The 26,467-nt window shown below is 64.3% G+C and carries 23 protein-coding genes; 9 read left to right on the top strand and 14 right to left on the bottom strand.

Features of this window, described 5'->3' with window-relative positions; genetic code table 11:
* Positions 1–146 precede the first annotated feature (146 nt).
* From DBO33_RS25225 to DBO33_RS25210, 4 genes are all read right to left on the bottom strand, one after another.
* Complete coding sequence (locus tag DBO33_RS25225; RefSeq protein WP_107657272.1) at positions 147–1,727, bottom strand: GMC oxidoreductase; 1,581 nt, start codon at positions 1,725–1,727, stop codon at positions 147–149.
* Positions 1,728–1,868: 141 nt separating this feature from the next.
* The gene (locus DBO33_RS25220) at positions 1,869–3,203 is read right to left on the bottom strand and encodes a lipase family protein (RefSeq protein WP_107657271.1); all 1,335 of its coding nucleotides are present in this window, start codon (positions 3,201–3,203) and stop codon (positions 1,869–1,871) included.
* Positions 3,204–3,391: 188 nt separating this feature from the next.
* Positions 3,392–4,057: a TetR family transcriptional regulator gene (locus DBO33_RS25215; RefSeq protein ID WP_234391023.1), complete on the bottom strand. Its 666-nt coding sequence runs from the start codon at positions 4,055–4,057 to the stop codon at positions 3,392–3,394.
* A 137-nt stretch (positions 4,058–4,194) separates the two neighbouring features.
* Positions 4,195–4,908 (bottom strand): DUF899 family protein, encoded by a 714-nt coding sequence (locus tag DBO33_RS25210; RefSeq protein ID WP_107657270.1) that lies wholly within the window; start codon positions 4,906–4,908, stop codon positions 4,195–4,197.
* A 163-nt stretch (positions 4,909–5,071) separates the two neighbouring features.
* Here DBO33_RS25210 and DBO33_RS25205 point away from each other — a divergent pair, with 163 nt between their 5' ends.
* The 4 genes from DBO33_RS25205 (at position 5,072) to DBO33_RS25190 (ending at position 10,612) form a co-directional block, all read left to right on the top strand.
* Positions 5,072–7,567 (top strand): ATP-dependent Clp protease ATP-binding subunit, encoded by a 2,496-nt coding sequence (locus DBO33_RS25205; RefSeq protein ID WP_107657269.1) that lies wholly within the window; start codon positions 5,072–5,074, stop codon positions 7,565–7,567.
* A gap of 201 nt (positions 7,568–7,768) precedes the next feature.
* Positions 7,769–8,971 carry a DUF6004 family protein gene (locus tag DBO33_RS25200; RefSeq protein ID WP_107657268.1) on the top strand — a complete coding sequence of 401 codons (1,203 nt, stop codon included), beginning with the start codon at positions 7,769–7,771 and terminating at the stop codon, positions 8,969–8,971.
* Between the two features lie 196 nt (positions 8,972–9,167).
* On the top strand, positions 9,168–9,974 hold the full coding sequence (locus DBO33_RS25195) for a 50S ribosomal protein L11 methyltransferase (protein WP_234391022.1): 807 nt from the start codon (positions 9,168–9,170) through the stop codon (positions 9,972–9,974).
* On the top strand, positions 9,974–10,612 hold the full coding sequence (locus DBO33_RS25190; RefSeq protein ID WP_107657266.1) for an NHL repeat-containing protein: 639 nt from the start codon (positions 9,974–9,976) through the stop codon (positions 10,610–10,612). The genes DBO33_RS25195 and DBO33_RS25190 overlap by 1 nt, the downstream gene beginning before the upstream one ends.
* Here DBO33_RS25190 and DBO33_RS25185 read toward each other — a convergent pair.
* Positions 10,599–11,858 carry a DUF885 domain-containing protein gene (locus DBO33_RS25185; protein WP_107657265.1) on the bottom strand — a complete coding sequence of 420 codons (1,260 nt, stop codon included), beginning with the start codon at positions 11,856–11,858 and terminating at the stop codon, positions 10,599–10,601. The genes DBO33_RS25190 and DBO33_RS25185 overlap by 14 nt on opposite strands.
* The gene (locus DBO33_RS25180; RefSeq protein ID WP_107657264.1) at positions 11,855–13,567 is read right to left on the bottom strand and encodes an ABC transporter substrate-binding protein; all 1,713 of its coding nucleotides are present in this window, start codon (positions 13,565–13,567) and stop codon (positions 11,855–11,857) included. Before DBO33_RS25180 ends, DBO33_RS25185 begins: the two co-directional genes overlap by 4 nt.
* Positions 13,568–13,643: 76 nt before the next feature.
* Here DBO33_RS25180 and DBO33_RS25175 point away from each other — a divergent pair, with 76 nt between their 5' ends.
* The 4 genes from DBO33_RS25175 to DBO33_RS25160 all read left to right on the top strand — a co-directional run bounded on the left by DBO33_RS25175 (position 13,644) and on the right by DBO33_RS25160 (position 17,979).
* Entirely contained in the window at positions 13,644–15,374 is a 1,731-nt protein-coding gene (locus DBO33_RS25175) for an ABC transporter substrate-binding protein (protein WP_234391021.1), read from the top strand.
* Positions 15,375–15,480: 106 nt separating this feature from the next.
* Positions 15,481–15,966 carry an SRPBCC family protein gene (locus tag DBO33_RS25170; RefSeq protein WP_107657263.1) on the top strand — a complete coding sequence of 162 codons (486 nt, stop codon included), beginning with the start codon at positions 15,481–15,483 and terminating at the stop codon, positions 15,964–15,966.
* A 93-nt stretch (positions 15,967–16,059) separates the two neighbouring features.
* Entirely contained in the window at positions 16,060–16,599 is a 540-nt protein-coding gene (locus DBO33_RS25165) for an SRPBCC family protein (RefSeq protein WP_107657262.1), read from the top strand.
* 33 nt (positions 16,600–16,632) lie between these two features.
* Positions 16,633–17,979 (top strand): cytochrome P450, encoded by a 1,347-nt coding sequence (locus tag DBO33_RS25160; RefSeq protein WP_107657261.1) that lies wholly within the window; start codon positions 16,633–16,635, stop codon positions 17,977–17,979.
* Positions 17,980–18,037: 58 nt separating this feature from the next.
* Here DBO33_RS25160 and DBO33_RS25155 read toward each other — a convergent pair whose 3' ends face one another.
* The gene (locus tag DBO33_RS25155) at positions 18,038–18,580 is read right to left on the bottom strand and encodes an EF-hand domain-containing protein (protein WP_107657260.1); all 543 of its coding nucleotides are present in this window, start codon (positions 18,578–18,580) and stop codon (positions 18,038–18,040) included.
* A 183-nt stretch (positions 18,581–18,763) separates the two neighbouring features.
* Here DBO33_RS25155 and DBO33_RS25150 point away from each other — a divergent pair, with 183 nt between their 5' ends.
* Positions 18,764–19,657, top strand: a complete 894-nt coding sequence (locus tag DBO33_RS25150; RefSeq protein WP_234391396.1) for an NAD(P)/FAD-dependent oxidoreductase — start codon at positions 18,764–18,766, stop codon at positions 19,655–19,657.
* A gap of 80 nt (positions 19,658–19,737) precedes the next feature.
* Here the strand turns inward: DBO33_RS25150 and DBO33_RS25145 are convergent, their stop codons facing one another.
* From DBO33_RS25145 to DBO33_RS25115, 7 genes are all read right to left on the bottom strand, one after another.
* A complete protein-coding gene (locus DBO33_RS25145; RefSeq protein WP_107657258.1) occupies positions 19,738–20,994 on the bottom strand; it encodes an MFS transporter in 1,257 nt (418 codons plus the stop codon).
* 18 nt (positions 20,995–21,012) lie between these two features.
* Positions 21,013–21,858, bottom strand: a complete 846-nt coding sequence (locus tag DBO33_RS25140; RefSeq protein ID WP_107657257.1) for an SAM-dependent methyltransferase — start codon at positions 21,856–21,858, stop codon at positions 21,013–21,015.
* Positions 21,859–22,183: 325 nt separating this feature from the next.
* Positions 22,184–22,621, bottom strand: coding sequence for an SRPBCC domain-containing protein (locus DBO33_RS25135; protein WP_107657256.1), 438 nt, complete (start codon positions 22,619–22,621; stop codon positions 22,184–22,186).
* A 307-nt stretch (positions 22,622–22,928) separates the two neighbouring features.
* Positions 22,929–23,462, bottom strand: a complete 534-nt coding sequence (locus DBO33_RS25130; RefSeq protein ID WP_107657255.1) for an EF-hand domain-containing protein — start codon at positions 23,460–23,462, stop codon at positions 22,929–22,931.
* A 323-nt stretch (positions 23,463–23,785) separates the two neighbouring features.
* On the bottom strand, positions 23,786–24,160 hold the full coding sequence (locus tag DBO33_RS25125) for a hypothetical protein (protein WP_107657254.1): 375 nt from the start codon (positions 24,158–24,160) through the stop codon (positions 23,786–23,788).
* Positions 24,150–24,839 carry a response regulator gene (locus DBO33_RS25120; RefSeq protein ID WP_107657253.1) on the bottom strand — a complete coding sequence of 230 codons (690 nt, stop codon included), beginning with the start codon at positions 24,837–24,839 and terminating at the stop codon, positions 24,150–24,152. Before DBO33_RS25120 ends, DBO33_RS25125 begins: the two co-directional genes overlap by 11 nt.
* A complete protein-coding gene (locus tag DBO33_RS25115) occupies positions 24,840–26,408 on the bottom strand; it encodes a sensor histidine kinase (protein WP_159080485.1) in 1,569 nt (522 codons plus the stop codon).
* Positions 26,409–26,467 lie beyond the last annotated feature (59 nt).

Below are 26,467 nucleotides of genomic sequence, written 5' to 3'. Positions count from 1 at the left end.
TAACTGGACACGACCAATACGCACCCAGGTGGTGGTGGCTGAATTTCAGCGACCCACCACCCGTTTTCGTGGTAGTAGATCATTTGAGACAAGTCGGTACCGTCGATGAATCCGCGTCGGCACCTGCGGGTTTCGCCATCCATCGGTCAGATCAGCGAGCCGATATCGTGGGCGACGATCTGGTCGAGGGCGCGCTCGGCGACGGCGGCGATGGTCATGGAAGGGTTGCAGGCGGCGGTGTTGCCGGGCATCAGTGCTCCGTCGAGGACGTAGAGGCCGGGGTGGCCGTGGACTCGGCCTTCCAGGTCGCAGACTGCACCCATGCTTGCGCCGCCGAGTGGGTGCCAGGTGGTGGGGAAGAGGGTGTTGGTGTCGATGAGGGTGCTGTCGGGGCCGGCGATTTTGTGTACTGCCGGGCCGATGTAGTGGTGCTGGATGTGGTTGTCGCCGTTGGCGGGCCAGCGGAGAATGGCGTCGTCGCGGCCGGGGTCGTAGGTGAAAGTGCCGCGGCTTTCGCTGACGCCGAAGCCGACCAGCATGGTGCTGCGGGGGTCGAGGGAGAGTGGGGGGATGGAGGCTTGGATGACGGTGTGGGCGGTGTTGGGATCGGTCCAGTTGAGACTGCCGAAGACTACCGGGCCGCCTTGGGGCGCACCGAATTCCGCGGACGGGTCGGTCCAGACGTAGATGCGGTCGGCGTTGGAGCCCCAGTTCTGGCCGAGGGCGTCGGGTAGGTCGGGGATCAGGCCCTTGCCGCCTGCCCGCATCAGTAGGCGGGTGGTGTTCAGGCTGCCGGCGGCCATGATCAGGGCGCCGGTCGTCAGGATCTTGTGTTCGACTACGGTGCCGGTGGTGTCGAGTCGTTGCACATGGACTTTCCAGCGACCGTCGGCTGCTCGTTCGACATCGGTTACCTCGTGCAGGGTTTCGACTCGCGCCAGACCGGTGGCTTCGGCGGCGGCGATGTAGGTGACGTCGATCGAGTGTTTGCCGCCGTTGTTGACGCCCATGGCTCCGTCGCCGTTGGTGTAGGACGGCTTCATTTCTCCGCGCAGCTCGGCCAGGGCGAAATCCCAGTCGATGGGCATGGGAATCTTCGACAGCGGTAGCCCGGCGTTGCATACTCGGTCGGCGAATACCCTTGCGGCCCGGTAATTCTCGGAGGCGATCAGTTCATCGGGTGCTTCGGCCAGGCCGAGCATCTTCGCGACCCTCGGGTAGTGGACTCGGTTCATCAGCGCCCAATCCAGCTCCTGCGGGAAATGGGTATTGAACACCGCCTCGGCGGGTTGCAGCGACATCCCTTGATAGACAAGGGATCCGCCGCCGACGCCGGCCGCGCACAGTGCGGTCATGTTCTCGCCGGGCACTGCCTCCACCAGGCCGGTGTAGGGGTCGAACACCATCGGCCGCCCGAAAACGTTGGGGCTGGAGCGATACCAGAGGAACCTCTTGTCCGGCGCCAGCGCGCGCGGGAACGTTTCGGCGTTCGGCCCGGTCGGCCAGCGCAGCCCGCGCTCGAGCACGGTCACGGGTACGCCCGCCTGGGCCAGCCGCAGCGCGCTGACGCCGCCGCCGAAGCCGGAGCCGACGATCACTACGCGGTGGTCCTCGTGGGTCAGCGGAATGTGGTTCACCTGGGCGGCGGCGTGCGGCGCCCGGACCATGGCGGCGGCGCCGGTCGCGGCGATACCGGTCAATAGTGACCGGCGCGAAATCGCTGTCATAACAAAGCTTTCGGTGGTAATCGTCGGTCGAAACCGAGCACTGAACCTCTACCCGGAGCGGATGAGGGCATGGCGAGGCACGAGCCGTAGATGGCGGCTCAAATGTGGGTTAGCGCCGATCCGTCAGCGGCGCAGGGTGATTCAGTCGATGGTGCAGCCGGCGACCGGTTTGCCGGCGAGGCGATCGAGCAGGTAGGTGATCGCATTGTCCGGCCCGAATCCGTCGATCATTTCGGGTCCGAAATGGTTGGGGATGGTGGCGCCGGAGAAGATCGGGGGCAGGTTGTTGGTGCGGAAGGTGACGGTGCCGCCCTTGGCGCACCAGTCTTCGGCGAGCCTGCGGGCCTGGTTGTAGGGGACGGTGTCGTCGTTGAGTCCGCTGGTGATCAGCACCGGGGTGGTGGGTGCGACGCTGCCCGCGCGCAGTTCGGCGAGCGCGGGGGCGGCCTCGGGGATGTCGTGCAGATGCTCGATGAGTGGGCGGCCGTCGATGGTCAGCGAGCTGGTTTTCAGGAACGGCTGCTTGACGATCACGTCGCCGATGCATTCGGTGCTGAGGGTGTGCAGCATGTCGCGCCCAGCAGGGCTGGTGACCCGGCCGACCGCCGCGTTCAACTCGGGGTAGCGCGCGAGCAGGCCATTGATGGCGAATCCGATTGCGCCGCCGATCAATGCGCCGTCGATACGCTCGAGGACGGCCGTCAGGTCGGCGACGGGTCCGCCGGCCCAGGTTCCTTTGAGATTCAGCTCGGGTGCGTATGTCGGGAGCAGTTCCGCGGCGCCCGCGGTGGCGCCGCCGCCTTGGGAGTAACCCCAGAAGACGAGCGGAGTTTCGGGGCCGACGCCGCCGAGGTTGTTGGCGGCGCGGGCGCCGTCGAGGATCGCGTGCCCGCCTTCGATGCGATTGGCGAAGGTGTGCATACCCGGCGTGCCGAGTCCGATGTAATCGGTGACCAGGACGCGGGCGCCGAGTGCACTCCATACGGCGGAGGAGGGCAGTTCTTGGTTGGCCGACAGGGACACCGACGGGTCGGCGGAGAGGGTCACGCCGCTGGAGAAGGCCACCGACATGGCGCAGTGGTCGGCTTGACCCGCGGTGCCGGGACCGATGACGACGGTGGGGCGCGGCCCCGCGCCGCGCCATGGGCCGGACGCCTCGATGTAGGTTCCGGTGATCGCGGTCGGCGTGCCGTCCTGGAGTCGGCTCGCGTACATGACGTGCTGCGCCTTGACCGGCCAGCCTGATGCGGTGGGCGGAGTCGCGAGGATGGTCATGGGCTCGGCCTTGATGATCGCGCCCGGGGTGGCCGGAATCTGCGCGGGCGGTGTGTAGAACGTGCTCACCGGGGCGGCTGCCGCCTGCTGTGGATTGATGCCGACTCCGCCGATGGCGACGGCGCATGCCGCTGCCACCGCACCCGCTGCCACCCGAGACAGTGCCTTCGCCCGCGTGCGCAACCCGTGCTGCTCGTACATGTGATGACTCTCCGCTTCCTGCCCGGCGTCGTCGCCGCCCTGAACTGAGTCGCGATAGCTATGACGTATGACTCGGGTCACAGCGCCGCGATGCCCGGAACAGTAACACGGTTACTGGCCGGTGCGGAACCGCCGGAAACTGTTGAAGGTCACGCAGACTCGAACTGGGCTGCGGACGCACCGCCGGTTCAGCTGCCGTGTTGCGGGCTCGGCAGAAAGGGCGCCGCGAGAGCCGGATTCACGCTCCAGCGGGGCGCATCGTTGCCAGGAGCGGGACCGGTCGCCGCCGCGGCCTCTGCGCTGTTATCACTGGTCAGGCGACGAACAGTGCGTTCGAGAATAGGCAAGATCTCGGTGATTTCGAGACTGCCGTCGGCGTACCGCCCGATCAGCGCGTAGGCCATATTGGCCAGGATCAACGCGACGTCCTCGAGGTAGGAGGGATCGGCGCGCTCGAACAGCGGTGAGGCGACCGGCAAGATCGCGTTGATGCCTTGATTGTCGAGCCGGTGTCCGTTCTCGGTGGCCCGGGCCCGATGGTAGGCCTCGAGCATTCGCGGATTGCGTTCCCACGGTTCGAAGACGTACCCCAGGACGCGCATCAATCCGTCGTACAAACTTTCGTGCGCGGGCGGTTGTTCCATGCCCGCGTAACTGTTGGTCGCCATCCAACGCTCGACGGCGGCGATCATCAACGCGTCGCGATCCGGGAAATGCTTGTAGACCGTGGCCAGGGAGACGTGCGCGCGACGGGCGACCTCCCGGAGCTGAACGGCGTCGTACCCCTCGGATTCCAGCAACTCGAGCACTACATCGATGATGGCCTGCGCCGTGGAAATCGCCTTTGCTGCCACTCGCTTACGGTAGCGCCGGATCGGAGCTGCCTACCACTCCGGTCCGGCGGGTCGCAGGTGCCGAACCACGCCTCCAGCGCGACGGCCTCGGCGCGCTGAGTTCGCGCGTGCCGCATAAGGTTCGGCGCGGGTACCGATCAGCCCCGGCGCGCACGGCCGGCGTAGTGGTTTTCGGCGTACCACTCGCCGCGGCCTGCGGGCAACAGATCGAGGACGTTCCACACCGGGGACAGCAGATCTATGCCGCGTTGGGCGTCGTCGTGGAAGTTCGCGGGCAGTGTGTAAAAGTGCCGTACCCGGTCGCCTTCGGTGGTGAAGACGCTGATCATCGGTCGCTGATCACCGTTGGGCCGTTCGGCGTTCAGGTCGGCGTTGAAGGTTGTGTTGTGGCTGGAGAGGATGCGCAGCCCGTCCCAGCCGCGCCGCAGGGCCCACCCGCGCAGCTTCGGTAGCGGCGCCTTGGCGATGACGGCGAAGCTGGTGCGCTGGGCCAAATGATGGGCGACGCCCTGGAATCCGTCGACCCACAGCGAGCACATCGGGCAGGCTTCGTCGTCGTCCGGATGGAACATCAAGTGGTAGACGACCAGAGTTTCGTGCTGTCCGAACAGTTCTCGCAGTTTCGTGGCCCGGATCGGTTCAGGCCGGCCGAGGTCGGCTGGGCCCTCGGCGAAGGAGTAGTCGTCGACGAGGAGTCCCGGGGGTACTCGTCGGCGCGCGGCGGCCACGTCCTCGATCTGATCGCGTAGCGTGCGCTCGGCTTTCGCCAGTTCGATACGGGCCGCGATGTATTCGTCGCTCGCGCCCTCGGGCCACATCGGCTCCATCGTTGCGGCATCCACTTCGCCCATGACGGGTTGATCTCCTTTGGTTTCGGATAGTGAACCTGCCGCTGGTCACGGTAGAGCACGGGCGTCTAGCGCGCGAGAGAACCGCGAACTCGGGGTTGCCTCAGCCATGTTCACAGTTACTATAGGTTTATATACCTACCTGCACGGTGGTGAGGAGCGCGGCATGTTCGAGAGGTTCACCGACCGCGCGAGGCGTGTCGTTGTCCTGGCCCAGGAAGAGGCCCGGATGCTCAACCACAACTACATCGGTACCGAGCACATCCTGCTGGGGCTGATTCATGAGGGTGAGGGTGTCGCGGCGAAGTCGCTGGAGTCGCTCGGCATTTCGTTGGAGGGCGTGCGTAGCCAGGTGGAGGAGATCATCGGGCAGGGCCAGCAGGCTCCGTCGGGTCATATCCCGTTCACGCCGCGGGCCAAGAAAGTGCTGGAGTTGAGTCTGCGTGAGGCGTTGCAGCTCGGCCATAACTACATCGGTACCGAGCACATCCTGCTCGGGCTCATCCGTGAGGGTGAGGGCGTGGCCGCGCAGGTGCTGGTCAAGCTCGGTGCTGATTTGAACCGGGTGCGTCAGCAGGTCATCCAGCTGTTGTCGGGGTATCAGGGCAAGGAACCGGTCGAATCCGGTTCGCGTGGTGAGGCGGGTACTCCGTCGACGTCGCTGGTGCTCGATCAGTTCGGCCGTAACCTGACCCAGGCCGCGCTGGAGGGCAAGCTCGACCCGGTGATCGGGCGCTCGAAGGAGATCGAGCGGGTGATGCAGGTGTTGAGCCGGCGCACCAAGAACAACCCGGTGCTGATCGGCGAGCCCGGTGTCGGTAAGACCGCCGTTGTTGAGGGCCTGGCCCAGGCGATTGTCAATGGTGAGGTGCCGGAGACGCTGAAGGACAAGCAGCTCTACACCCTGGACCTGGGTTCGTTGGTGGCGGGTAGCCGTTACCGTGGTGATTTCGAAGAGCGGCTGAAGAAGGTCCTCAAGGAGATCAACACTCGTGGTGACATCATCTTGTTCATCGACGAGCTCCACACTCTGGTGGGTGCGGGTGCCGCCGAGGGCGCGATCGACGCCGCGTCGATCCTGAAGCCGAAGCTGGCTCGTGGCGAGTTGCAGACCATCGGCGCCACCACTTTGGATGAGTACCGCAAGTACATCGAGAAGGACGCCGCGCTGGAGCGCCGGTTCCAGCCGGTCCAGGTCGGTGAGCCGACGGTCGAGCACACCATCAACATTCTCAAGGGTCTGCGCGACCGTTACGAGGCCCACCATCGGGTCTCGATCACCGATGGCGCACTGGTGGCCGCGGCCACCTTGGCGGATCGTTATATCAATGATCGGTTCTTGCCGGACAAGGCGATCGACTTGATCGATGAGGCGGGTGCGCGGATGCGGATCCGTCGGATGACCGCTCCGCCGGATCTGCGTGAGTTCGATGACAAGATCGCTGATGCGCGCCGGGAGAAGGAAAGCGCGATCGACGCGCAAGACTTCGAGAAGGCGGCACGGCTGCGGGACAAGGAAAAGCAGCTCGTCGCCAAGCGTGCTGAGCGGGAGAAGCAGTGGCGTTCCGGTGATCTCGATGTGGTTGCTGAGGTCGATGATGAGCAGATCGCGGAGGTGCTGGCCAACTGGACCGGTATCCCGGTGTTCAAGCTGACCGAGGAGGAGACCACCCGGCTGCTGCGGATGGAGGATGAGCTGCACAAGCGGATCATCGGCCAAGAGGATGCGGTCAAGGCCGTGTCGAAGGCGATCCGCCGCACCCGTGCGGGGTTGAAGGATCCGAAGCGTCCGTCGGGGTCGTTCATCTTCGCCGGACCTTCGGGTGTGGGTAAGACCGAGCTGGCGAAGTCGCTGGCGAACTTCCTCTTCGGTGATGATGATGCGCTGATCCAGATCGACATGGGCGAGTTCCATGACCGGTTCACCGCCTCACGCCTGTTCGGTGCTCCTCCCGGGTATGTCGGGTATGAGGAGGGTGGGCAGCTGACCGAGAAGGTGCGGCGTAAGCCGTTCTCGGTGGTGTTGTTCGACGAGATCGAGAAGGCCCATCAGGAGATCTACAACACCCTGCTGCAAGTCCTCGAGGATGGTCGTCTGACCGATGGTCAGGGCCGGACCGTGGACTTCAAGAACACGGTGCTGATCTTCACCTCCAACCTCGGCACCTCCGATATCTCCAAGGCGGTCGGGCTCGGGTTCACTCAGTCCAACATTCAGGGGTCGAACTACGAGCGGATGAAGCTCAAGGTCAACGACGAGCTGAAGAAGCATTTCCGGCCCGAGTTCCTCAACCGGATCGACGATGTCATCGTCTTCCACCAGCTGACCACCGATCAGATCGTGCAGATGGTGGACTTGATGATCGGCCGCGTCGGGGTCCAGTTGAAGAACAAGGACATGTCGATGGAGCTGTCCGAGCAAGGCAAAGCCCTGCTCGCCAAGCGTGGCTTCGACCCCGTGCTCGGTGCCCGGCCCCTGCGCCGGACCATCCAACGCGAGATCGAAGACCAACTCTCGGAGAAGATCCTCTTCGGCGAGATCGGCCCCGGCCAAATCGTCTACGTCGACGTCGAAGGCTGGGACGGTGTCGCGGATCCGGACGGTGCGGAAGCGGCGACGTTCGTATTCCGAGTCAAAAACCAGGAGAAGTCACTGACCTGATTCCGCCGGCAGCCGCCGCGCAACACGAAACGTGTTGCGCGGCTTCGGCATGCCATTTGCCGGCGCGAATTCAGCGGGTTCGGAAATTAATCTTGATACTTCTCCTTTTGGTAGGGCTCGTATCATTGCCCAGATCAGTTCAAAAACATATAGTTAAAGGCATCGTTCCAACTAGTTCCACAGACGCTGGAGGTGTCTGGATTGAGCGCCATCAAAGAGACGTACGAATCACTGAACTTAGAACCGAAGCCGATCCGTCCGCATATCCTCGCCGCCGCGACCGTGGCATTCGGTGAGGATTACTACGCGGCACGGAAGGAGACGATCAACCTCTCCGGCTTCGTCCAACTCAACAAGTGGCCGATGCCCGGGTTCGAGCATCGCGTCGACGAAAGGGGTTACGCGGAGTTCGAGACCGAGCTGATCTCGGCCCCCGAGGTCGGTATCAAGGGCTACAGCTACGAGCTGGACGACCGCATCCAGGTGCTGTCGAATCCGTTCCTGCCCAACACCGGTCACGTACGCCAGATCACGCCCGGCAAGAACTTCCCCGCGGAGTTCAACATTCGCCGGTTCGGCATCCTGGAGTCCAGCACGCTGCGGCTGGCACACCGCAACGTGATCGACATCTACGGTGTCGTCGACCATATCCCGCCGTTCAAGAAGCCACTGACCGGCCCGTATCTCGGCAAGCCGCGCGGTGACGGTCCGTTCGACGTGATCGTGGGGCCCAACGTGGTCCGCGGTACCACGCTGCCCGAGGCCTGGTACCCCGCCAACGACGAGAACGAGCCGGTGGGCATCACGCCCAGCATGTTCTTCATGCCAAGCGCCGGGCCGTGCATCTCCATGCTGGTCGACCCGTCGATGATCATGCAGGTGTCGTTGGAGGGCCAAGCCAAACTGGAGGTGGGCGGCAAGGAGGTGACCGTCGACCTGGCCGGCGACTACAAGCACGCGGCGGGCACGGAGATCCTGCTGTTCGGACCGGAGAAGCACGACGAGGGCTCCGGTGTGCTCGCACAGATCTCGCGCGTCGCGATCTCCGGCCACTGTGCCGAGCTCGGCGGACGCGTGATGCTCAGAGTGAGTTTCCCGCGCGTGTCCGGTGGCACCCTCGGCGAAGGCAGCGAAGACAGCCTGAGCCGCATCCGCTACCCGAGCGAGCTGCACATCGACACCGAGTTCGAGCTGGTCACCCCCGAGGTGACGCTGTACGCGACGAACCCGGTGCACGTGTTCGGCAAGCTGGCGAGCATGGAGGCCACCGGGACCCAGCTGCAGATGAACGGCACGGATACCGCGCTGGTCACCACGGCGGACGAGGTCAAGGCCAGGCTGACGGGTCTCAATCTGGTCATGCGTGATTCGTTTGTCGGCGAGCACGCCGCCGTCAACGTGTAGGTGGGCTCTTCCGAGCGGTCGTCGCTTGACGCCGGCCGCTCGGGCGAGTTCCCTAGAATTATCAATAGCGAAAGCTCGGCCCTGCTGGTCCCTCACCGCGCTGTGCGGGAGGGACCAGCACCCGCGACCGGAGGCAGGCATTGTGGATCCGCTGACCCTTCTCATGCATCAGGTGATGCTCTCCGACCGGCCGAGGATGAACGCTTACGATCAGGCGCTGGAGCAGGCCGTCGAGCCCGGCTCGATCGTGATCGACGTCGGCGCCGGAACTTTGGCGCTGTCGCTACTGGCGCTGAAACACGGTGCCGAACATGTGTACGCGATCGAGGCCGACCCGGACGTGGCGGCGGTGGCCGAACGAATCATCGCGACCAACGACCTGAAGGATCAGCTCACCCTCATCCAGGGTGACGCGCGCGCGGTCCGGTTACCGCGCAAGGCCGACGTCATCGTCTCGGAGATGATGGGCAATCTCGGCCCGGAAGAGAACATGATGCGGGTGCTGGACAGTGTCGCTCGCAAAAACCTGAAGCCGGACGGCCGGATCATCCCGCGCGAGCTGACCACCACGCTCGCCGCGATCGAATTCGACGACGAAGGCTGGGGGATGTGGGGGCAGGATTTTCACGGCTTCCGGCTGGACGCCGTGCAAGAATTCGCCCAGCCACACGCCCAATTGCACTTCTTCCAGCGGGAACCGCGGCTGCTCAGCGATGCCGTGCCGATCGCGGACCGCGTGACCCTGCCCATCACACAGGCTGGCAACTTGCACGCCATCATGGGGTTCTTCACCGCCGACCTCGTCGAGGGCGTCACCCTGTCGAATTTTCCTTCGTATCAAGGATGTAACTGGGCAGTGTGGATCTGGCCGCTGCGGCACACCCCGGTGACCGGCGGCGACGCCGTCCGGGCGACGGTGCACAGACCGTCCGGCTCCGCACAATCCCGGGTGGTCACCGACTGGCGGCTGGACTGCACCATCGCTCGGGGAGGGGAAGGGTAATGCCGATTTCTGTCGGAACAGTGCGCGACATCCCCGTGCGCGCGCTGAAGCTGTGCGGCTTGACCTGGTCGGGGGATCTGCTCTGGTTCTCCGAAGGTGTGCTCAACCAGATCATCGCGGTCGACCCGGCGACGGGCGATGTTCAACACCGAATCCCGTGCGCGGCAGTGCGTTCGGATCTCACCACGATGGGTGGCCAGTTGGTCCAAGTCGTCGGTGACGACCGGGTACTACGCGTAATCGACCCAGCGACAGGCGATACGGTCACCGAGTTGCCCAATCCCCGTCCGGGCGAAGGGTTGTCCGGACTCGAGGCGGCCCAGCACGGGGTGTGGCTCGGCTACGAGAATCGAAAGTCGATCGATCTGCGCACTACCGACGGGCTCAAGCTGGTCGACACCATTCCCGTGCACGCGCCGCCCGCCGGCGTCACCGTCTCCGACGACTACCTCGCCTACGCCGACTACCACGGCGCCATGATCAATCTCGTCGACCTGGAGACGCGTCGCGAGGTCGCTTCGTACAATGTCGCCGGCAACCCGACCGGGCTGACCTGGGACGGCAGCCGGATCTGGTACTGCGACCACACCACCTTGCAGCTGCGCGCGATCATGGTGCCCGGCATCAGTGCCCAATAGCCGGTGACACTTTCGTCGCGTCCAGCTCGCGCTGCAGGTCGGACGGCAGCAACGGGTTCCGGAGCAGGCTCAGATAACGTTCGGCGACAGGCTGATTCGCCGGTTTCGCTTCCAACCACGCGCCGACCAGTCGCGCTCCCTCGATGTAGGTGACCGTGTATGCCCGCCACAGCGGGTCGGTCAGGAAGCTCACCATGTGCTGGGCTCGGTCGCGCGGAAGCAGCAGCCACCGTTCGAGATAGTCGGTGACGTCGTCGACATCCGCTCCCCGGTCGTGCAGCATGATCGCCGCATCCTGGCGAGCGGGCAACAGCCGCTGAACCAGTGTCCGCACTCGCTCGACGAGCGCACCGTCGCTGAATATACCTTCTGCGGCAAGGATTCTCGCTGTCCATTCGCCCCACCCCGAGCCGAGGACGGCCACGTGCGCGAGTTCAGCCGTACCCTCCGAGATGAGGCATTGCGGCGTGTTCACCAGCGAGATGAGCTGTTCGGCGTGCCCCTGCTCGCGCACGAGCCCGGCCTCCTTGAGGCAATGATCGGTGTGGTGGCCCGGATACGACTCGTGGGTCACGAGGATCGGCAGGGCCGCGATCGCGCGCCCGGCCTCGTCGTTGAGCGCGACCTCGGAGCGAAAGCCACCCAGATACCTGTTGAAGGCATTCCAGGGCTTGCCATGCACCACCTCGTAATCGACGCGCTCGCCGGCCGGCAAGCCGAACAGCGGTTGTGCGAGCATACGCAGTTCGTCGGAGACAGCTTGTACGGCTCGCTGCAAGCGGTCCGGTGGAATGCGATTGCGCTCGTAGTACGCGTCGAGCCTTTCCTGCAAGCCTCCGCTGCCCGGTAATAAGTCGGCGATCGCCTTGTGCGCGTTCGCATAACACTCGGGATCGCCGATGGTGATGTCGACGTCGAAGTACTGACGAATCTCGTCCAGGAAGGGTATGTCCTTGCCGGACAGCCGTTTTGCCACACATTCCAGCGCCGTGAGTTGCGCGGACAGATACCGCTGCCGCACGTCGGGCAGACCCGAATCGGCGAGTTCGGCCCGCAGCCTGGCCGCGTGCCGAGCCAACTCGGTGGGATTGGCGGGCGATTCCTCGTCGACGCGAGCCGAGAGCCGGGGATCGCCGAACCAGCAGTCCACGAAACCGTCGATCAGTTTGCCCAGGCGCAAACCCAGCAACAGATACTCGCGGACCACCGGCTCGTAGCACGGCTGATCGGGATCGGGGACGTTCATTCGCCGGTATCGAGCCAGAGGTTGGACAGGTCGAACCAGCGATCGATGGTGGGCATGGCGATCGCATTGCGCACCCGGGCACCGCGGATGTGCGGGATAGTCGGTGCGTGCACCAGGATCGGCACGATGGCCGCGTCCCGCATCACCTGCAGATCCACCGCGTGCCATGCCGCGTGCGCGTCGGCCGGATCGGTTGCCGAGAGCGCCTTTTCGATCATGCGGTCGACGTCGGGGTTGCTGTAGCACCCGTAGTTGCCGGTACCGCGAACCTCGTTGGTCTGCAACATCGGTTGCAGGAAGGCGCGCCCGTTGTTACCGAACCAATCCGGGGTCCACGCCGGGGTCGACATGTCCCAGGCGCCCGCCCGCGCATTGGCCGGATCCCGGAGGAAGGGGTAGAAGTCGGCGTGGCCCAGCGCGATCAAACGCAGGGTGATGCCGATCTTCGCGAGGTCGGTGGCCAGTGCGTCGGCGACCTCGGGGTTCGCGTCCACATCACGATGCACGACCGTCAACGTCAGGCCGTCCGGATAACCTGCGGCGGTGAGGAGTTCGCGCGCCTTCGCCGGATCACCTCGATCGCCCGGTGTCGCGTAGAGATCGAAGTCCTCGTAGCCGTAATTGCCCGGCGGAATGGCGGAGTGGGCGGGCCACATCACCGTACCGACGCTCAACTTGTCGAAGATGTCGACCATCGTCGTTTTATCGATCGCGTAGGAGATCGCCTGGCGCACTTCGGCTTTGCCCATGGCGCCGTCGGCGTTCGGGCTGACCGTGTTGAACACAACGTACGGATTCAACGCATAGCCGAGGTTGTTACCCGGATCGGTGGGATTCTCGTCGTAGGTTTCGGTGACGGGGGACGCCCAGGACAGGTCCGCGTGCCCGGCTCTGATCCGCTGCCCGACCTGCTCCGGTGTCGCCTTCTCCATGATGACCTCGACACCGTCGAGATACTGGTGCCGGACGGGATCGGTCTCCTGGCGCCACACCGGATTTCGGGCCATGCGCAGTTCCGCGCCGTGGTCGTAGTGGGTCAGCCGGTAAGGGCCCAGCGACCTGACGTTCCGACGGAATTCGGGACTGTCGGGGACGAAGTCGTCATACTCCACCGGGGCCGGTGACGCGAACATCATCGAGATGATGTGGATGAAGTCCAGTGCAGGCCGGATCAACTCGAACACCAGGGTCCGATCGTCGACCGCGGTGATCCCCGGGATCTCGCGGGAGTTCTGGAACCGCGCCAGCTCGGCCGGCGTCGGATTCCGTTGCGGCACAGCGGCGGCGTAGTCGTCGCAGTATTCGGCTACGCCCTTGATGGTGCTGGTGTAGTAGTGGATCGCGCCGGCCCGGAGCACGGGATTGCACATGCGTTTGAAGCCACGGACGAAGTCCGCTGCGGTCACCTCGCGCGGTGGGGTGGTGTCCCAAAGGACCCCCGGGCGCAGGCGGACGGTGTAGGTCAGGTGGTCGGGACTGAGACCGCCGTTGTCGATCGTCGGGATCTCCAGCGCGACATCGGGTACCGGCGTCACTTGGTTCCAGTCGTTCAGGTGCGCCACCGGACGATAGGTGAACAGCTGACGGGTGAACAGTCTGATGATCTGCCCGGACAGCATGTAATAGGAGCTCGCCGGGTCGACATGGTCCATGCTTCCCGGCCCGTACAGGCGCAAGATGCCGCCGTACCGTGGCTGATCACCGCTCATTGCCGACCTCCTGGTTCGGACCGCGCCGAAAGATCCTCTAGATCACTATATGTAATAGAAGTATACTTTGGGGCGGATGCGGAAAGGCGGTGTGGCAGTGCGGGAAACAACGACTCGAACTGCTGGCTCGACCGAGCAGCAAGCGCCCCGGCGCGGCGGTACGCTCACCCTGGTCGGGGCCGGCGACGTCGACTACCTCGACCCCGCGCTGGCGTACCACACGGCTACCCGTGGCATCGTCCGTGGTTACACGCGGCAGCTGGTCGGCTACGTCGCGAGCCGCAACCGCGCGGCGGCGGGAAAGATCGTCGCGGACTTGGCAACCGAGGTGCCGACCGTGGCGAACGGCCGGATCGGCGCGGACGGCACGCAGTATCGCTTCACCCTCGCCGAGGACCTCCGGTGGAATACCCCGTGGGGCATCCGCCCGCTCGTCGCCGGCGATGTCGTCCGCGGGATCAAGCGACTGGCTCATCCGCTCGCGAGCAGTCCCGGCCTGGCCTACTACCTGAGCACGATCGACGGCCTGACCGAGTTCCGGGACGCGGTGGCGGCCGCGCCGCGCGACACCATTGCGGAAACCATGGAGCACACCGAGATTCGCGGTGTGCGCGTGCGCGGGGACCGGGAGATCTGGCTCACCACTCGCTATCCCACCTCCGACTTCTTGAACATGCTCGCCTTGCCGTTCGCCACGCCCGCACCGGTCGAGTACCTGGATTACGTCCCCGGCAGCCACGAGTTCAACCGCGTCCTCGCCTCGCTCGGCCCTTACCAGGTGGTGAATTACGTTCCGGGAGAACGGATCGTGCTCGAGCGCAACCCCGCATGGGAACCGAAGTCCGATCGCCTGCGGGCCGCCTATGTGGACTCCATCGTCGTTCGCGAGGGCATGTCCGAGCGTGCGGCCCACGATCTGGTTGCCACCGGTGCGGCCGACATGCTGTGGGACATCCAGCCGCTCACTGAGGAACTCCCGCCACTACTGCACGGCGATGACCCGCGGCTGGAGGTGTATCCCGCCGGTTTGTTCAGTCCCTATCTGGTGATCAACTTCGCCAGCCCCGTCATGACGGTCCGAGAGGTTCGAGTCGCGCTGCAGTACGCGGTGGACAAGGCTGCGGTGTCGCGAGTGTGGGGTGGTCCGAGGCTCAATGACATCGCCGATCAGATCCTGCCTCCGCTCTGCACCGCGCACCGCGAATTTCGTCCGTACGAAACCGAAGGCGGCCGTGGCGATCCGGAGCTGGCCAGAAAACTGCTCGCCGCCGCCGGTTACCCGGACGGGCTCACGCTGCGGTTGGTCTTCCGCGACCGCGACATCCACCCCGAGACGGCCGAGGCGGTGAAGACGGCGCTGGCCCGGGCTGGTATCCGCGTCGAGCTGGTCGGCGTCTCGATCAACGAACTCTTCACGGACTACCTCTCCACCTCGGTCACTCAAAAGAGTTGGGACATTGCCCTTACCGGCTGGGAGCCGGACTGGTACGGCAACAACGCCCGAACCTACTTGCAACCGCTGTTCGACAGCCGGGGCGTGGTCGAACACGGTGACTGGGGCTCGAACTTCGGCCGCTATCGCAATGCGAAGGTCAACGAGTTGCTCGGCGCCGCACTCACTTCGGCCGACGAAGCACGATCCGGCGAACTGTTCCGCCGGATGGAGGCCGAGGTGCTGCACGACGCCGCCGTGGTGCCCATCCTCTTCGCGCACCAGTACTGGTTCCACGCGACGACCGTGCGGAACTGGCTGCCTTATCCGGTGCTCAACGGCGATCTGACCAACCTGTGGCTCGACGGAAAGTGACCCCTCACATGCTCGAATGACCCACGACGACACCCATCCACCGTTACGGTGAATCCGAACCACTACCGAAAGAGTTATCGATTCCCTTCACCGAACAGGAGACACCATGGTTGCGCCGCAGCCGATCCAACCCCCGTCCGTTGACCTCGGCATGCTCATCCGCCGTGCGCCGCACGACGTCTTCGAGGCCCTGGCAGACCCCTCGATCACGTCCAAATTCTGGTACACGAAGAGCAGTGGCCGGATGGCAGAGGGTGCCGAACTCACCTGGGAATGGGAGATGTACGGCGTGGCGCGCACGATTCGGGTTCTGAAATTCGACCCGGACAGCAGTATCCAATTCACTTGGGACAATTACAATCCCGACGAGCCGACCACCGTCGAGTTCTCGTTCACACCGTATGAGAACGACTCCACGTACCTGCATATCACCGAGAGCGGGTACGGCGGCGATCTGCAAGCCCAGATCGACGGGGTCCGGGATTCGACGGCCGGATTCGCCTACCTGGTCGCCAGTTTGAAAGCGGCCCTCGAGCACGACGTCACCCTCCGGCTGGTGCTGGACGAGAATCCACCGAACCTGCGGCGGTAATTCGCAGATGAGGTAGTACGGGTAGCGGGTGACGTCGTGATGCGGTCGGGCAGCCGACCACGATCAGCTATAGCAGCATTGATGTGCAGAAGGATGAGCACCATGGAATTCACCTATACGACACGCATTGCGACGACACCCGCGCAGCTCTGGGCAGCATTGACCGAACCGGAATTCACCCGCCGATATTGGTTCGGCGTCGGAATGCAATCCGATTGGCGAGTGGGATCGCCGGTGAAATGGCAGAACATGCCGGAGGAAGAATTCCAGGATCTGGGCCAGGTCGTGCTGGCAGCGGACCCGCCTCGCCTGCTCTCCTACAGCTGGCACCTTCTGCAACCCGCGCACGCCCAGCTTTTCGGCTGGACGGACGAGGAGTTCGCCGAGTACGCCAAGGAACCGCGCACCAGGGTCACCTTCGACATCGAACCCGAGAGCGAAGGCCAGGTCCGGCTGACGGTGACCCACGACGGCTTCGAGCCGGGCAGTGTCATGTATCGGGCGATCAGCGGCCAACTCGAAGGCAGTGGTGGCTGGCCGGGGCTGATGAACAATCTCAAAGCCCTGCTGGAAACCGGAACGGTTCTCGCCACCGTGCCGTCGGCCGCCCATGCCACGCGCGGCGACGAATAAGTCGCGCGGCCCGATTCAGAAAGTGGCGAACCGATGACCACTATTGCTCGACAGCCGGCGATTACGCCCGGCGGTATGCCGCTACTCGGCCACGGGCTCGAGATGAAACGACGTCCAGGCGAATTGCTGCTCTCCTTGCAGTCCGGCGATCCGGTGACCATGATCCGGCTCGGCCGCAGGCCGATGTACGTGATCAACGACGCCGACCTGATGCGGCAGGTCATGCGCGCACCGGAGATATTCGCCAGGGGCGGCCCGATCACCGAACGGTTCCGCGTGATGTTCGGCAACGGCCTCGGGATCTCGGACGGCGAATTCCATCGGCGCCAGCGCCGCCTGCTGCAGCCGGCTTTCCACCGCAAGCGGATCGTCCATTACTCGTCGCTGATCAGCGGTTTGACCGTGGCGACGATGGAGGCGTGGTCCGAGGGTGAAACCCTTCGGGTCGAGCGGGAGATGGACGAACTCGCGCTGGCCAATGTGACCCAGGTGATCTTCGCGCCGGGTACCGCGCTGGACCAGCGTCGATTCATGGACGCCACCGGAGCCGTGCTCGGCGGACTCTTCCGGAAGATGACCGACACCACCGGCCTGCTGACGAAGCTGCCGACCGCGGCGAATCGCCGATATCGGGAGTCGGAGCAGTATCTGCGGCGCACCATTCACGAGACGATCCGGGCGGGCCGGGCCGACGGCGTCGACCGCGGCGATCTCTTGTCGATGATGCTGCTCGCCCGCGACGACGATGGCACGCCGAGCATGAGCGATCAGCAGATACACGACGAGGTGCTGACCTTCTTCATCGCGGGCAGCAACACGATCAGCAATACCTTGGCGTGGGCATTCCACGAGATCGCCACCCATCCGGAGGTCGAGCGGCGGCTGCACGAGGAAGTGGACCGCGTGCTCGCCGGTCGGGCCGCCGAATACGACGATGTCGCTCAGCTGGAATACACCCGCCGGGTGCTCACCGAAACGCTGCGCCTGCGCACCCAAGGCTTCTTCCAGACCAGGACGACGACGCGGGATACCGAACTCGGCGGCTACCGCATACCGGCCGACGAGGTGGTGCTCTACAGCTTCTACGCGCTCAACCACAATCCCGAAATCTTCGCCGAGCCGAAGGTATTCGATCCGGACCGCTGGTTGCCCGAGCGCGTGACCGGCGTTCAGCGCAACGCGTTCATGCCGTTCGGGGCGGGCGTGCACGGCTGTATCGGTGAGTCGTTCTCCTGGGCCGAGTTGATTATCGTGCTCGCGACGATCGCCGCGCGCTGGCGGCTGGTCTCCGTGCCGGGGCACCAGCCGAAGCCGAAACCGGCGGTCACGATGCCGGTGGACGCGTTGCCGATGACGGTGCACCGCAGGGGCGCCGCCTAGGCCTTACGAAGAAGTCCGGCCGGATGAGCATCCGGCCGGACTTCTTCGTAAGAACCAGCTACAGCTCACCGGCAATATGATTTCCCCGTGCGGCCGGGTCGTCGCTCAAATAGAATTCTCGGGAAGCCTCGACGTATTCATCCGTGGTGACGTAACCGTCGCCGTCGGCGTCCAATAGTGAGAATACCTTGCTCGTCTCCTGCTCGGACATTCCGCCTTTGAGTTGAGCCGCCATCATTTCCGGCATGGAAATTCGCCCGTCCTGATCCTTGTCTGCGGCCGCGAACACCGCCATGCTGAACGGTATCGCCGACGATTCGACGAATTGCCGGAATTCCGGATGATCACCCCACGCCAGCCATTCGTCGACGGTTACCTTCTTTATCCCGTCGGCGTCCACGGACCCCGGCATATCCCGGAACATTCGGTGGGCTTGTCGATGAATTCTGTTCCACTCCGCCGATCGCGGCGGGAGATCGTATGTGTCGCACCACATCTGGGCCAGCGCCGTGACATCCAGTTCGTCCATGACGCCGTCCTGGTCGACATCGTATGCGCCGAACACCTTGCGGAGTTTACTTATTCTCAGTGCACTGGTCATCGCGTTATCTCCGTGTATTCGAACCGGATGCTGGAGTGCTGCCGATACTCGATCAGCTACCAAATGCTATCATCTTATATATCTATCTGACTACAGGAGGCCGGAGTGACGATCCCAGAGTCCGGATATCACTGCGATGTAGTGATCGTCGGCGGTGGCGCGGCGGGCTTGAGTGCCGCTCTGATGCTCGCCCGTGCGCGCTACACGGTAGTTGTCGTCGACAGCGGCGAGCCGCGCAACGCCACCGCCACGCACATGCACGGGTTCCTGACTCGGGACGGCATGCCGCCAGCGGACTTACTGGTAGCGGGTCGCGCCGAGGTACGCCAGTACGGCGTCGAATTCGTCACCGGCGTGGCGACTTCGGTGTCGGCGTCGGACAAGGGTGTGCGCGTACAGGTCGTCGATTCCGGCACCGTGCACGCACGCCGCCTGCTGGTCGCGACCGGTCTCACCGATGATCTGCCCGAGCTCCCCGGACTCGCCGAGCGCTGGGGCCGGGACGTGCTGAACTGTCCCTTCTGCCATGGCTGGGAGGTCCGGGATCAGATCATCGGCGTGCTGTCCACCACCCCGATGTCCATGCACCAGGCCATGCTGTTCCGGCAGTGGTCGGCCCAGCTGCGTTTCCTGCCGCACACCGGACCGGCGTTGAGCGACACCGACATCGAAGAGCTCACCGCGCGCGATATCGCGATCATCCCCGGCGAGGTGGCGGCCTTGCAGGTCGCCAATGATCGTTTGACCGGTGTTCGGATGAGTACCGGTGAGGTCGTCGAGTTGCAGGCGCTCGTGTGCGGGCCGCGCTTCTCCGCGCGCGGTGACCTGCTCGCCCCGCTCGGATTGACCCCGACCGCGCACCCGAGCGGCATCGGCGACTACATCGCCACCGATGCCGCGGGCCGCACCGCGGTGCCGGGCGTCTGGGCTGCGGGAAACGTCGCCGATCCGGCCAAACAGCTGATCGGCGCCGCGGCGATGGGCGCCGAGGTCGCGGTCGCGATGATCGACGATCTGATCTCGGAGGAAGTGCGCGGCGCCGTCGACTCCCGGCGAGCGGCGTCCGGCTCGAGGTAGCAGCAGGCCCTGCGGCTGGCAGGCTCAGCGGTTGACAAAGCTCAGCGCCGGCGGCTTCGGCCACCGGCGCTGAGCTGTCGTCACGGAGCCGGTGCGAACGCCCGCCGACGCTCGATAACGACGGAGACGAATGCGGTGGCCAGCGCGAGTAGCGCGATGATCACGCCGACCCAGATGACGTCGGCGATCGCCGCGCGAGAAATAACGACGCCGCCGATCGCCGGACCGATCGCGTTGCCGATATTGAAGGCGGACATGACAATTGCGACGGCCAGGGTCGGCGCCGCCACCGCGAAACCGATCACGCGCGAGCTGAGCGCGGCGGTCATCGAGAACGCGCACACGCCGAGGATGGTGATCGCGGCGGCCGCCGCGATCCCGTGGTGCACGACGGCCCGCAGCACCAGCAGCATGACGATCATCGCCACCAGACTGCCGATGACGTTTTTCATGGCGTTCAACTGTGCCAGCCGGCCACCGAGCGTATTGCCGACGAACAACCCGATACCGAACAGGAACAGCACGATCGGCACCTCATGCACGCTGATACCGCTGGCGTCGATGAGTAGCGGCTGGACGTAGGCGTACACGGTGAACAGGGCCGTCTCGAACAGCACGATGGTGGCGAGGGCGACGAAGACCCGAACCTGGACCAGGGACCGCAGTTCGCGGGCGACCAGCGTGCCCAGCCCGACCTCGGGGCCGTGGTCGCGCGGCAGCCTTGGCACGAACAATGCGACGAGTACGGCGCCGATGGCGCTCATCACGCCGATCAGCACGAAGATGACCTGCCAGCTGAACAGCGCGCCGACCAGGCTGCCGAGCGGTACGCCCGCCACATTCGCCAGCGTCATGCCGCCGAGGATCACCGCGATCGCCTGCGGCATCCGCCCGGGCCCGGCGAGGGCGACGGCCATCACCTGGGCCACGGTCAGCGCGGTCGCACAGGCCATGGCCGCGATCAATCGCATTGTGAACATGAGACCGAAGACCGGGATCACCGTCAGTAGGTCAGCGACGCAGAAGACGGTCACGGCGACCAGGAGCACGGTCTTGCGGTCCCGTCCGAGGGTCAGGACGGCCATCAAGGGAGCGCCGATCAGCATGCCGAGCGCGAAGGCCGTGATCAGCTGGCCGACCTGGGGTACGGAGACCCCGAGGGAGCCGGCGATCTGATCGACCAGCCCGGACACGATGAATTCCGAAGTGCCCAGCGCGAATACGCTGGCACCGAGGACGTACACGCCGATCGGTAGGCGTTTGGAGGTGCGGGGTTCGGCGGTGGTGTGATCTTCCTGCGTTGTCGTTTTGAGCAGCCGCCGTCGGATCTCGGACACGCTCGATCACACTCCTTTTTATATAGTTGTGCCGACGACCTCAGGCTTACGGCACACGATGAGGTAGTAGCCGATCTTTTCGCGACAGAGTTCGAACATTGTCGTTATGCCGGATTCGAAGTTATTGATCCGGTCTTTTCCATAGGCCGCGATCAAGTCGGCCCGTTGTTCGGCGAATCGGTTCAAGAATGCGTCATAGAACGGGCGCGCGTTGGCGCTGCAATCTAGTTCCTCGATCACCTCGAATCCGGCCGCGACGGCCGGCGCCACGGCCGCATCCATGCTGGTCGGCGGGTCCGGCACGGTGTTCGCCCGGAGTACTTCCCGTTGGGCCGCAGTCACGTCCGCGATTAAGGGGTACTCCGAGTAGATGAACCGACTGCCCGGCCGGAGCACTCGGTATATCTCGCCGAGCCATTTGTTCTTGTCCGGCGAGTTGGGCACCGAATCGAAGGCGATGGCGGCGTCGAACTCGTCGTTCGCAAAGGGGAGCGCGGCGGCGTCAGCCCAGGTGATGGCGATTTTCTCGGACAGGCCGGCGCGCGCGACACTGTCGGTCGCAGCCTGGACCTCCCAGCCGCTCACCGTGATGCCGGTGACCGATATACCGAGTCGCCCGGCCAGCTGAATGGCCGGTTCGGCCACGCCGCAACCCACATCGAGCAGATGCTGGCCGGGGTGCAGGGGGAGACGTTCGGCGATCATCCGGGTGAGCCTGGTCATGGCTTCGAGGAATGGTGGGTCGTCCTGGTCGTCGTCCCAGTAGCCGAGGTGCAGGTTGCCGCCGACGACCTGCACCAGTTCGCCGACTCCGTCGTAGTACTCGCCGACCTCATCGGTGGTGTCGACTGGTTTCTCGGCCATGATGACCTCCGCGTTTCTTGCCGGACCGCTGTTCGATTGAGGCCGCAGGGTTCGGTCGACTTCCGCGAAGGAGGCCCAGCCCGCCGTGTGGTGCCTACGGATTGAATACTACCGTAATCTATAGTAAGTCGTGATCTATCGCAGTGGATTTGCCGCAGCGCGTGGGCGAATTCGTGCGGGGCACTGACTGACTCGGTAGTGCAATTCACGCCCTGCGTGCGACCCGGGACGAGGCCCGTATTCTCGAGGATCCGTCGGAGGCTCGACCACGGCCTGCCGGAAACGTGCAGGCGGCCTGCGGATCTCGTGGCGCTGCGGCCCGGAGCTACTCCGCGTTGGCTTTGAGGACGTCCAACTGCATTTTCCAGCCGCCCTTGTTTTCCTCGGCCCGCTTCGCCCGCTCATCGTCGGGCAGGGCCAGTGCGGCAAAGCCGCTCTCGATCACCCGCACGCGGGTACCGCCGTCGCGCTCGGCGAGGTGGAACTCCACCAGGGTGGAGTTGCCGTCGCCGGGCATCGCGCCGGGGAAGGCCGACGCCCACCGATAGGAGGCGTAGTCCTGCGGCTGCACCGTCTCGACCCGGACGGGGAACCGGCCGTACTTCGGGTCCTCGATCACTTCGAAATCGCCTTCGCGCCTGCGACTTTGACCGGATCGGTCACCGTCGCCGACCCACCAGCCCGGTTCGGTCACCAGCTCCCACACCCGTGCGACGGATGCGTTGATGTCCACCTCGTGCTCGATCTTGTCGGCTGTGATCATCGGGAATCTCCTCTCCGGGCGGCAATACTGTGTGCGGCAGGATGTTCGCTGTGGCGATGGAGTGCAGTCCTAAGGTAGCGCGTTCGGTGCTCTGCCGACAGAGAATCGGGCCCGACGGCAGATCTGTGCTCAATGTCCTAGCGTCGGAGGGCTTTTGCGATGCCGACCGACTTCGCACGGGCGAGAACCGAGAAGGTTGTTCGTATCCTCGTGATGTCGACGCAGACAGCATGCTGCGCGGGGGCCGACGTCATGACGGGACGACAACCCCCGTGCAGGTCTCGGATCTCCTGGCCGGTGCGACCTCTTACAGATGGCCTGCCAATTGAGCCCCTGCGGCTTGGAGATTATCGCTGCCGAAGAATTCACGAAGCGCCGCGTCGTGCTCGTCGGTAGTGATGTACCCGTCGCCGTCGCCGTCGAGCGCTTGAAACATCTTCAACGCGTCGACCTGGCTGACACCGGAGATCGACTGCAAGGTCATCCACTCGCTCAATGACACATTGCCGTCACCGTCGACATCGCCGAGTTCGAAGGTGAGCTGAGCCAGTGGAATCGCGACCTCGTCGACGAAACGGGGATCTTCGTGTGCGGCGATCCATTCCTCGGTGTTGATTACCTTGTCGCCGTTGGCATCCGCGTGGCCCTGCAGGTCTTGCCACAGTCGGTTGGCTCGCTTGATGGTGCTCCGCCATTTGTCGGAGCCGGGCGGAATGTGGAATGCGTCGCACCACCTGTTGATCAACGCGTCGATGTCCGACTGATCGATCTTGCCGTCTCTATCGGCATCGTAGCGCTCGAAGTGCTTCGCGAATTTCTGCTGCTGGGCTTTCGTGACCATGGGATTCCCTATCTCATCCAGTCTGCCAGTGTGCGGACCTCTACTATCCCTACTTTACTGCCGGGTCGGCGGCTCTTCAAGAGGTAATTATAGTTTAGTGAAGTTAGTTCGGGTGGCTGCGCACATTGAATGTGAAGTGCGCGCATGTCCGAACGTCGCGAGGGAATGAACGCGGCCGCCGGCGGTCGTCGCCAGGGCGCGCGGCGGCAGGTGTGCTCGGTGCGTGCACGGCACGAGCCCGCATCGGGGAGCTGCTCGGGCAAGACGCGCGGCCGGCCGCCGCCGCGAAAACGCAAATGACGCTGGGTGTTTGCGAGAGTCTCCTACCATCGAGCAAGCATGAAAACGACCGAAAGCACCGCGGTCACCACTCCGATCGTCAGTTTCACGAATACTTCGACGAAGAATGCTTTCGTCGCTTCGCCGATGAGATGTCGCGCTGGTAGACCGACATCCGCGGCGCGCTCGATGGCCAAGGATCTGATGGTCTCGATTCGCCAGCCCAACGTCGACAACGCCACCGCCGACACGAATGCCGCGAGCGCGCACAGCGCCAGCGATCGCTGATTCGGCGGAGCGGGAACCGATCCGTAGGCCTCGGTGAACGCATTCGCCGCCAATGACAGCACCACGGCACTGGCCAGGTAGAAGGCGCCCGGGTGGACCGAGCCGAGGCTGGCGCTGATCTTACGAATCATCCAGCACCCTCGCCGATTCCGCCTCGAACAATTCCACTTCACGCGCCAGCTCGCCCAGCGCCACCACGTCGCACCTGGCCTTCGCCGCCGCCTCCAGTTCGATCAGTTTCTCGGCTCGCCGGGTCAATGCGGTGCGGCTGTTCGCCGTCGGGTCGCGGCGCTTGGTGCCGCTACCGCTACGGAGTTGTTCCGAGAGTTGCTGCAGTCCATTGATGCGACGGCGTAATTCGGTCTGCGCGGCGAGCGAAATGGACGTGACCTCGTTTCGGGCCATTTCCCGGCGTTGCCGATCCGATCCGGCGAGCAGGTCGCTCACCGTATCGATCAGATCGGTGGTCCCGTAGCCCTCCCGGTCGACATCGCCTTTGATCACAATGTCGCCGACGCCGTACCGGAGCAGGATATTTTTGGCGATCGCGCCTTTCAAGCGAGACCCCGTCACTACAGCGCGTGGCAAATCGGGCCTGTTACGAAGAATGTAGGACAAGACTTCGTAACCGGAGTAGTCGTCCTCGTCGGTGAGGTTGAGATCGATCAGCGCACAGTCCACCTCGGGATGTTGCAGCTCATCGATCGCGGCATCGACCCTGGTCACGTGTCGTACCTCGTGGCCACGGAGTACGCGCTGCACCGCCCGAGCAAATTTGAGATTGTCCTCGAGTAACAATACGATCGCCATCTACGCCCTCCTGCAGATAGGCAGAACAACCAGAAGAGTGGCGCCGGGCGCGCGTTCGACGTCAACGGTGATCTGGCCGCCCAGGTCTGTAACAATTTCTCGTGCTCGGGCCAAGCCGAGGCCACGACCTTCGCCTTTCTTCGAAAACCCTAGTTGGAATACACCGGCGACATCCTCGGGTTTGATTCCGGGGCCTTCGTCCGACACGGCGATGGAGACGGACCTGCCGGATACCGTCGCACTCACCGTTACGCGCCCCTTGCAGTCCATTGCCTCGATGGCGTTGTAGAGCAGGTTCTCGAACAGTGCCGTGACATCGCCCTTGACGCCACGGACGAGCACGCCGGCTATGTCATCGAGATCGAGTTCGATGACGCTGTCCGGAAACTCCAGACCGAGCCGATTGCGCAGTGCCGTCAGCACGCCGCGCACACTGATGCGGGCTACCTTCTGGGCGCGATGAAGTTCGGCAGGCGCGCGGGCCAATTCGGTGCAGCCTTCGGTGATGTCGTCGATCCACTGCTCGAGTTCGCCATCCAATTTCACGCCGCGCAGCTCTAGTTCCTCGCGTATCGCATGCACGTCACGCAGGATCGGGTCCACCGCTTTGCGTATTCGATGGGCGAAGTCGCCGTTGAGTCGTAATCTGGTCGCCTCGGCCCGCGACTCGGCAGCTTCCTCTCGCCGCCTGCGAACTTCGGCGGCGAGTCGTGCGCTCGCCAGCACGGCCGACGACAGGACGGGAAGCGCATCGCGCTCGAGTTGGGTGAACGTGTGCGGGGCAGGCACCCGGATCAAATGCAATCCCAGGAATACCCCTTCGGCGTGCAGCGGAATCATGCCCACCGTGTCGAGCGGCCCTTGGTGGGTGTCGAAGAGCTGTTTGAGCAGCCGGTGTGGACGGGACCTGGAATCGTGCAGGATCGGCTTGGTGTTCGATCTGAACCACTCCAGCGCGCGGGCGATGTCCAAGCCGGGCGGAACTCGCCAGCCGGTGCTCCGAAATACTTCGCTGAACTGCTCGCCCCGGCCTGCGAGCCACACACTCGATTCGGCCTGCGCATTGATCGCTTGCCGAACGAGTTCCACGCCCAAGGCGAGCGCGGCGCGCTCGTCCTCGCCGGTGCCCGACAACGTCAGTGCGCCGACCAGCCGGCGCAGTTGCTCCGAGAGATCCTCTCGCGCCGCGCTTTCGCTGATATGGATCGCTTCTTCGCGTGTCCTGGTGAGCCACACCGCGTCCTCGAGGGAAACGTCGGTCACCTCGATGCCGGTCTCGGCGAGCAGATGTGAATTCGTGGACTTGTCGAAGAGTGGAAAACGAATCGTGAGCAGCAATCGCTGCGAGCCGGAGAGTACGACATCGTCTACCAGGTTTCGCAGCACCGTGCCGGTTCGCACGATATTGTCGTGATCCGCTATTGCCTGGTCGCGTTCGAGCTTGTTCGTCAACAGGTTGACATAGTTCTCGCCGATGGCTTCGTCACTGGAATAGCCGTACAGACGCTCGGCACCGCGGGTCCACAGCCGGATGGCGTAGTTGGCTTCGGGACCCGCCGCCGCCCACATGGATACCGAGGGGTTGGCCGCCATCACGGTGAGGAGGCGCGCGTCGTGCTCATCCACTG

The sequence above is a fragment of the Nocardia suismassiliense genome, from assembly GCF_900269665.1.
GTDB lineage: Bacteria > Actinomycetota > Actinomycetes > Mycobacteriales > Mycobacteriaceae > Nocardia > Nocardia suismassiliense.
This window is presented reverse-complemented; position numbering and strand designations above follow the sequence as displayed.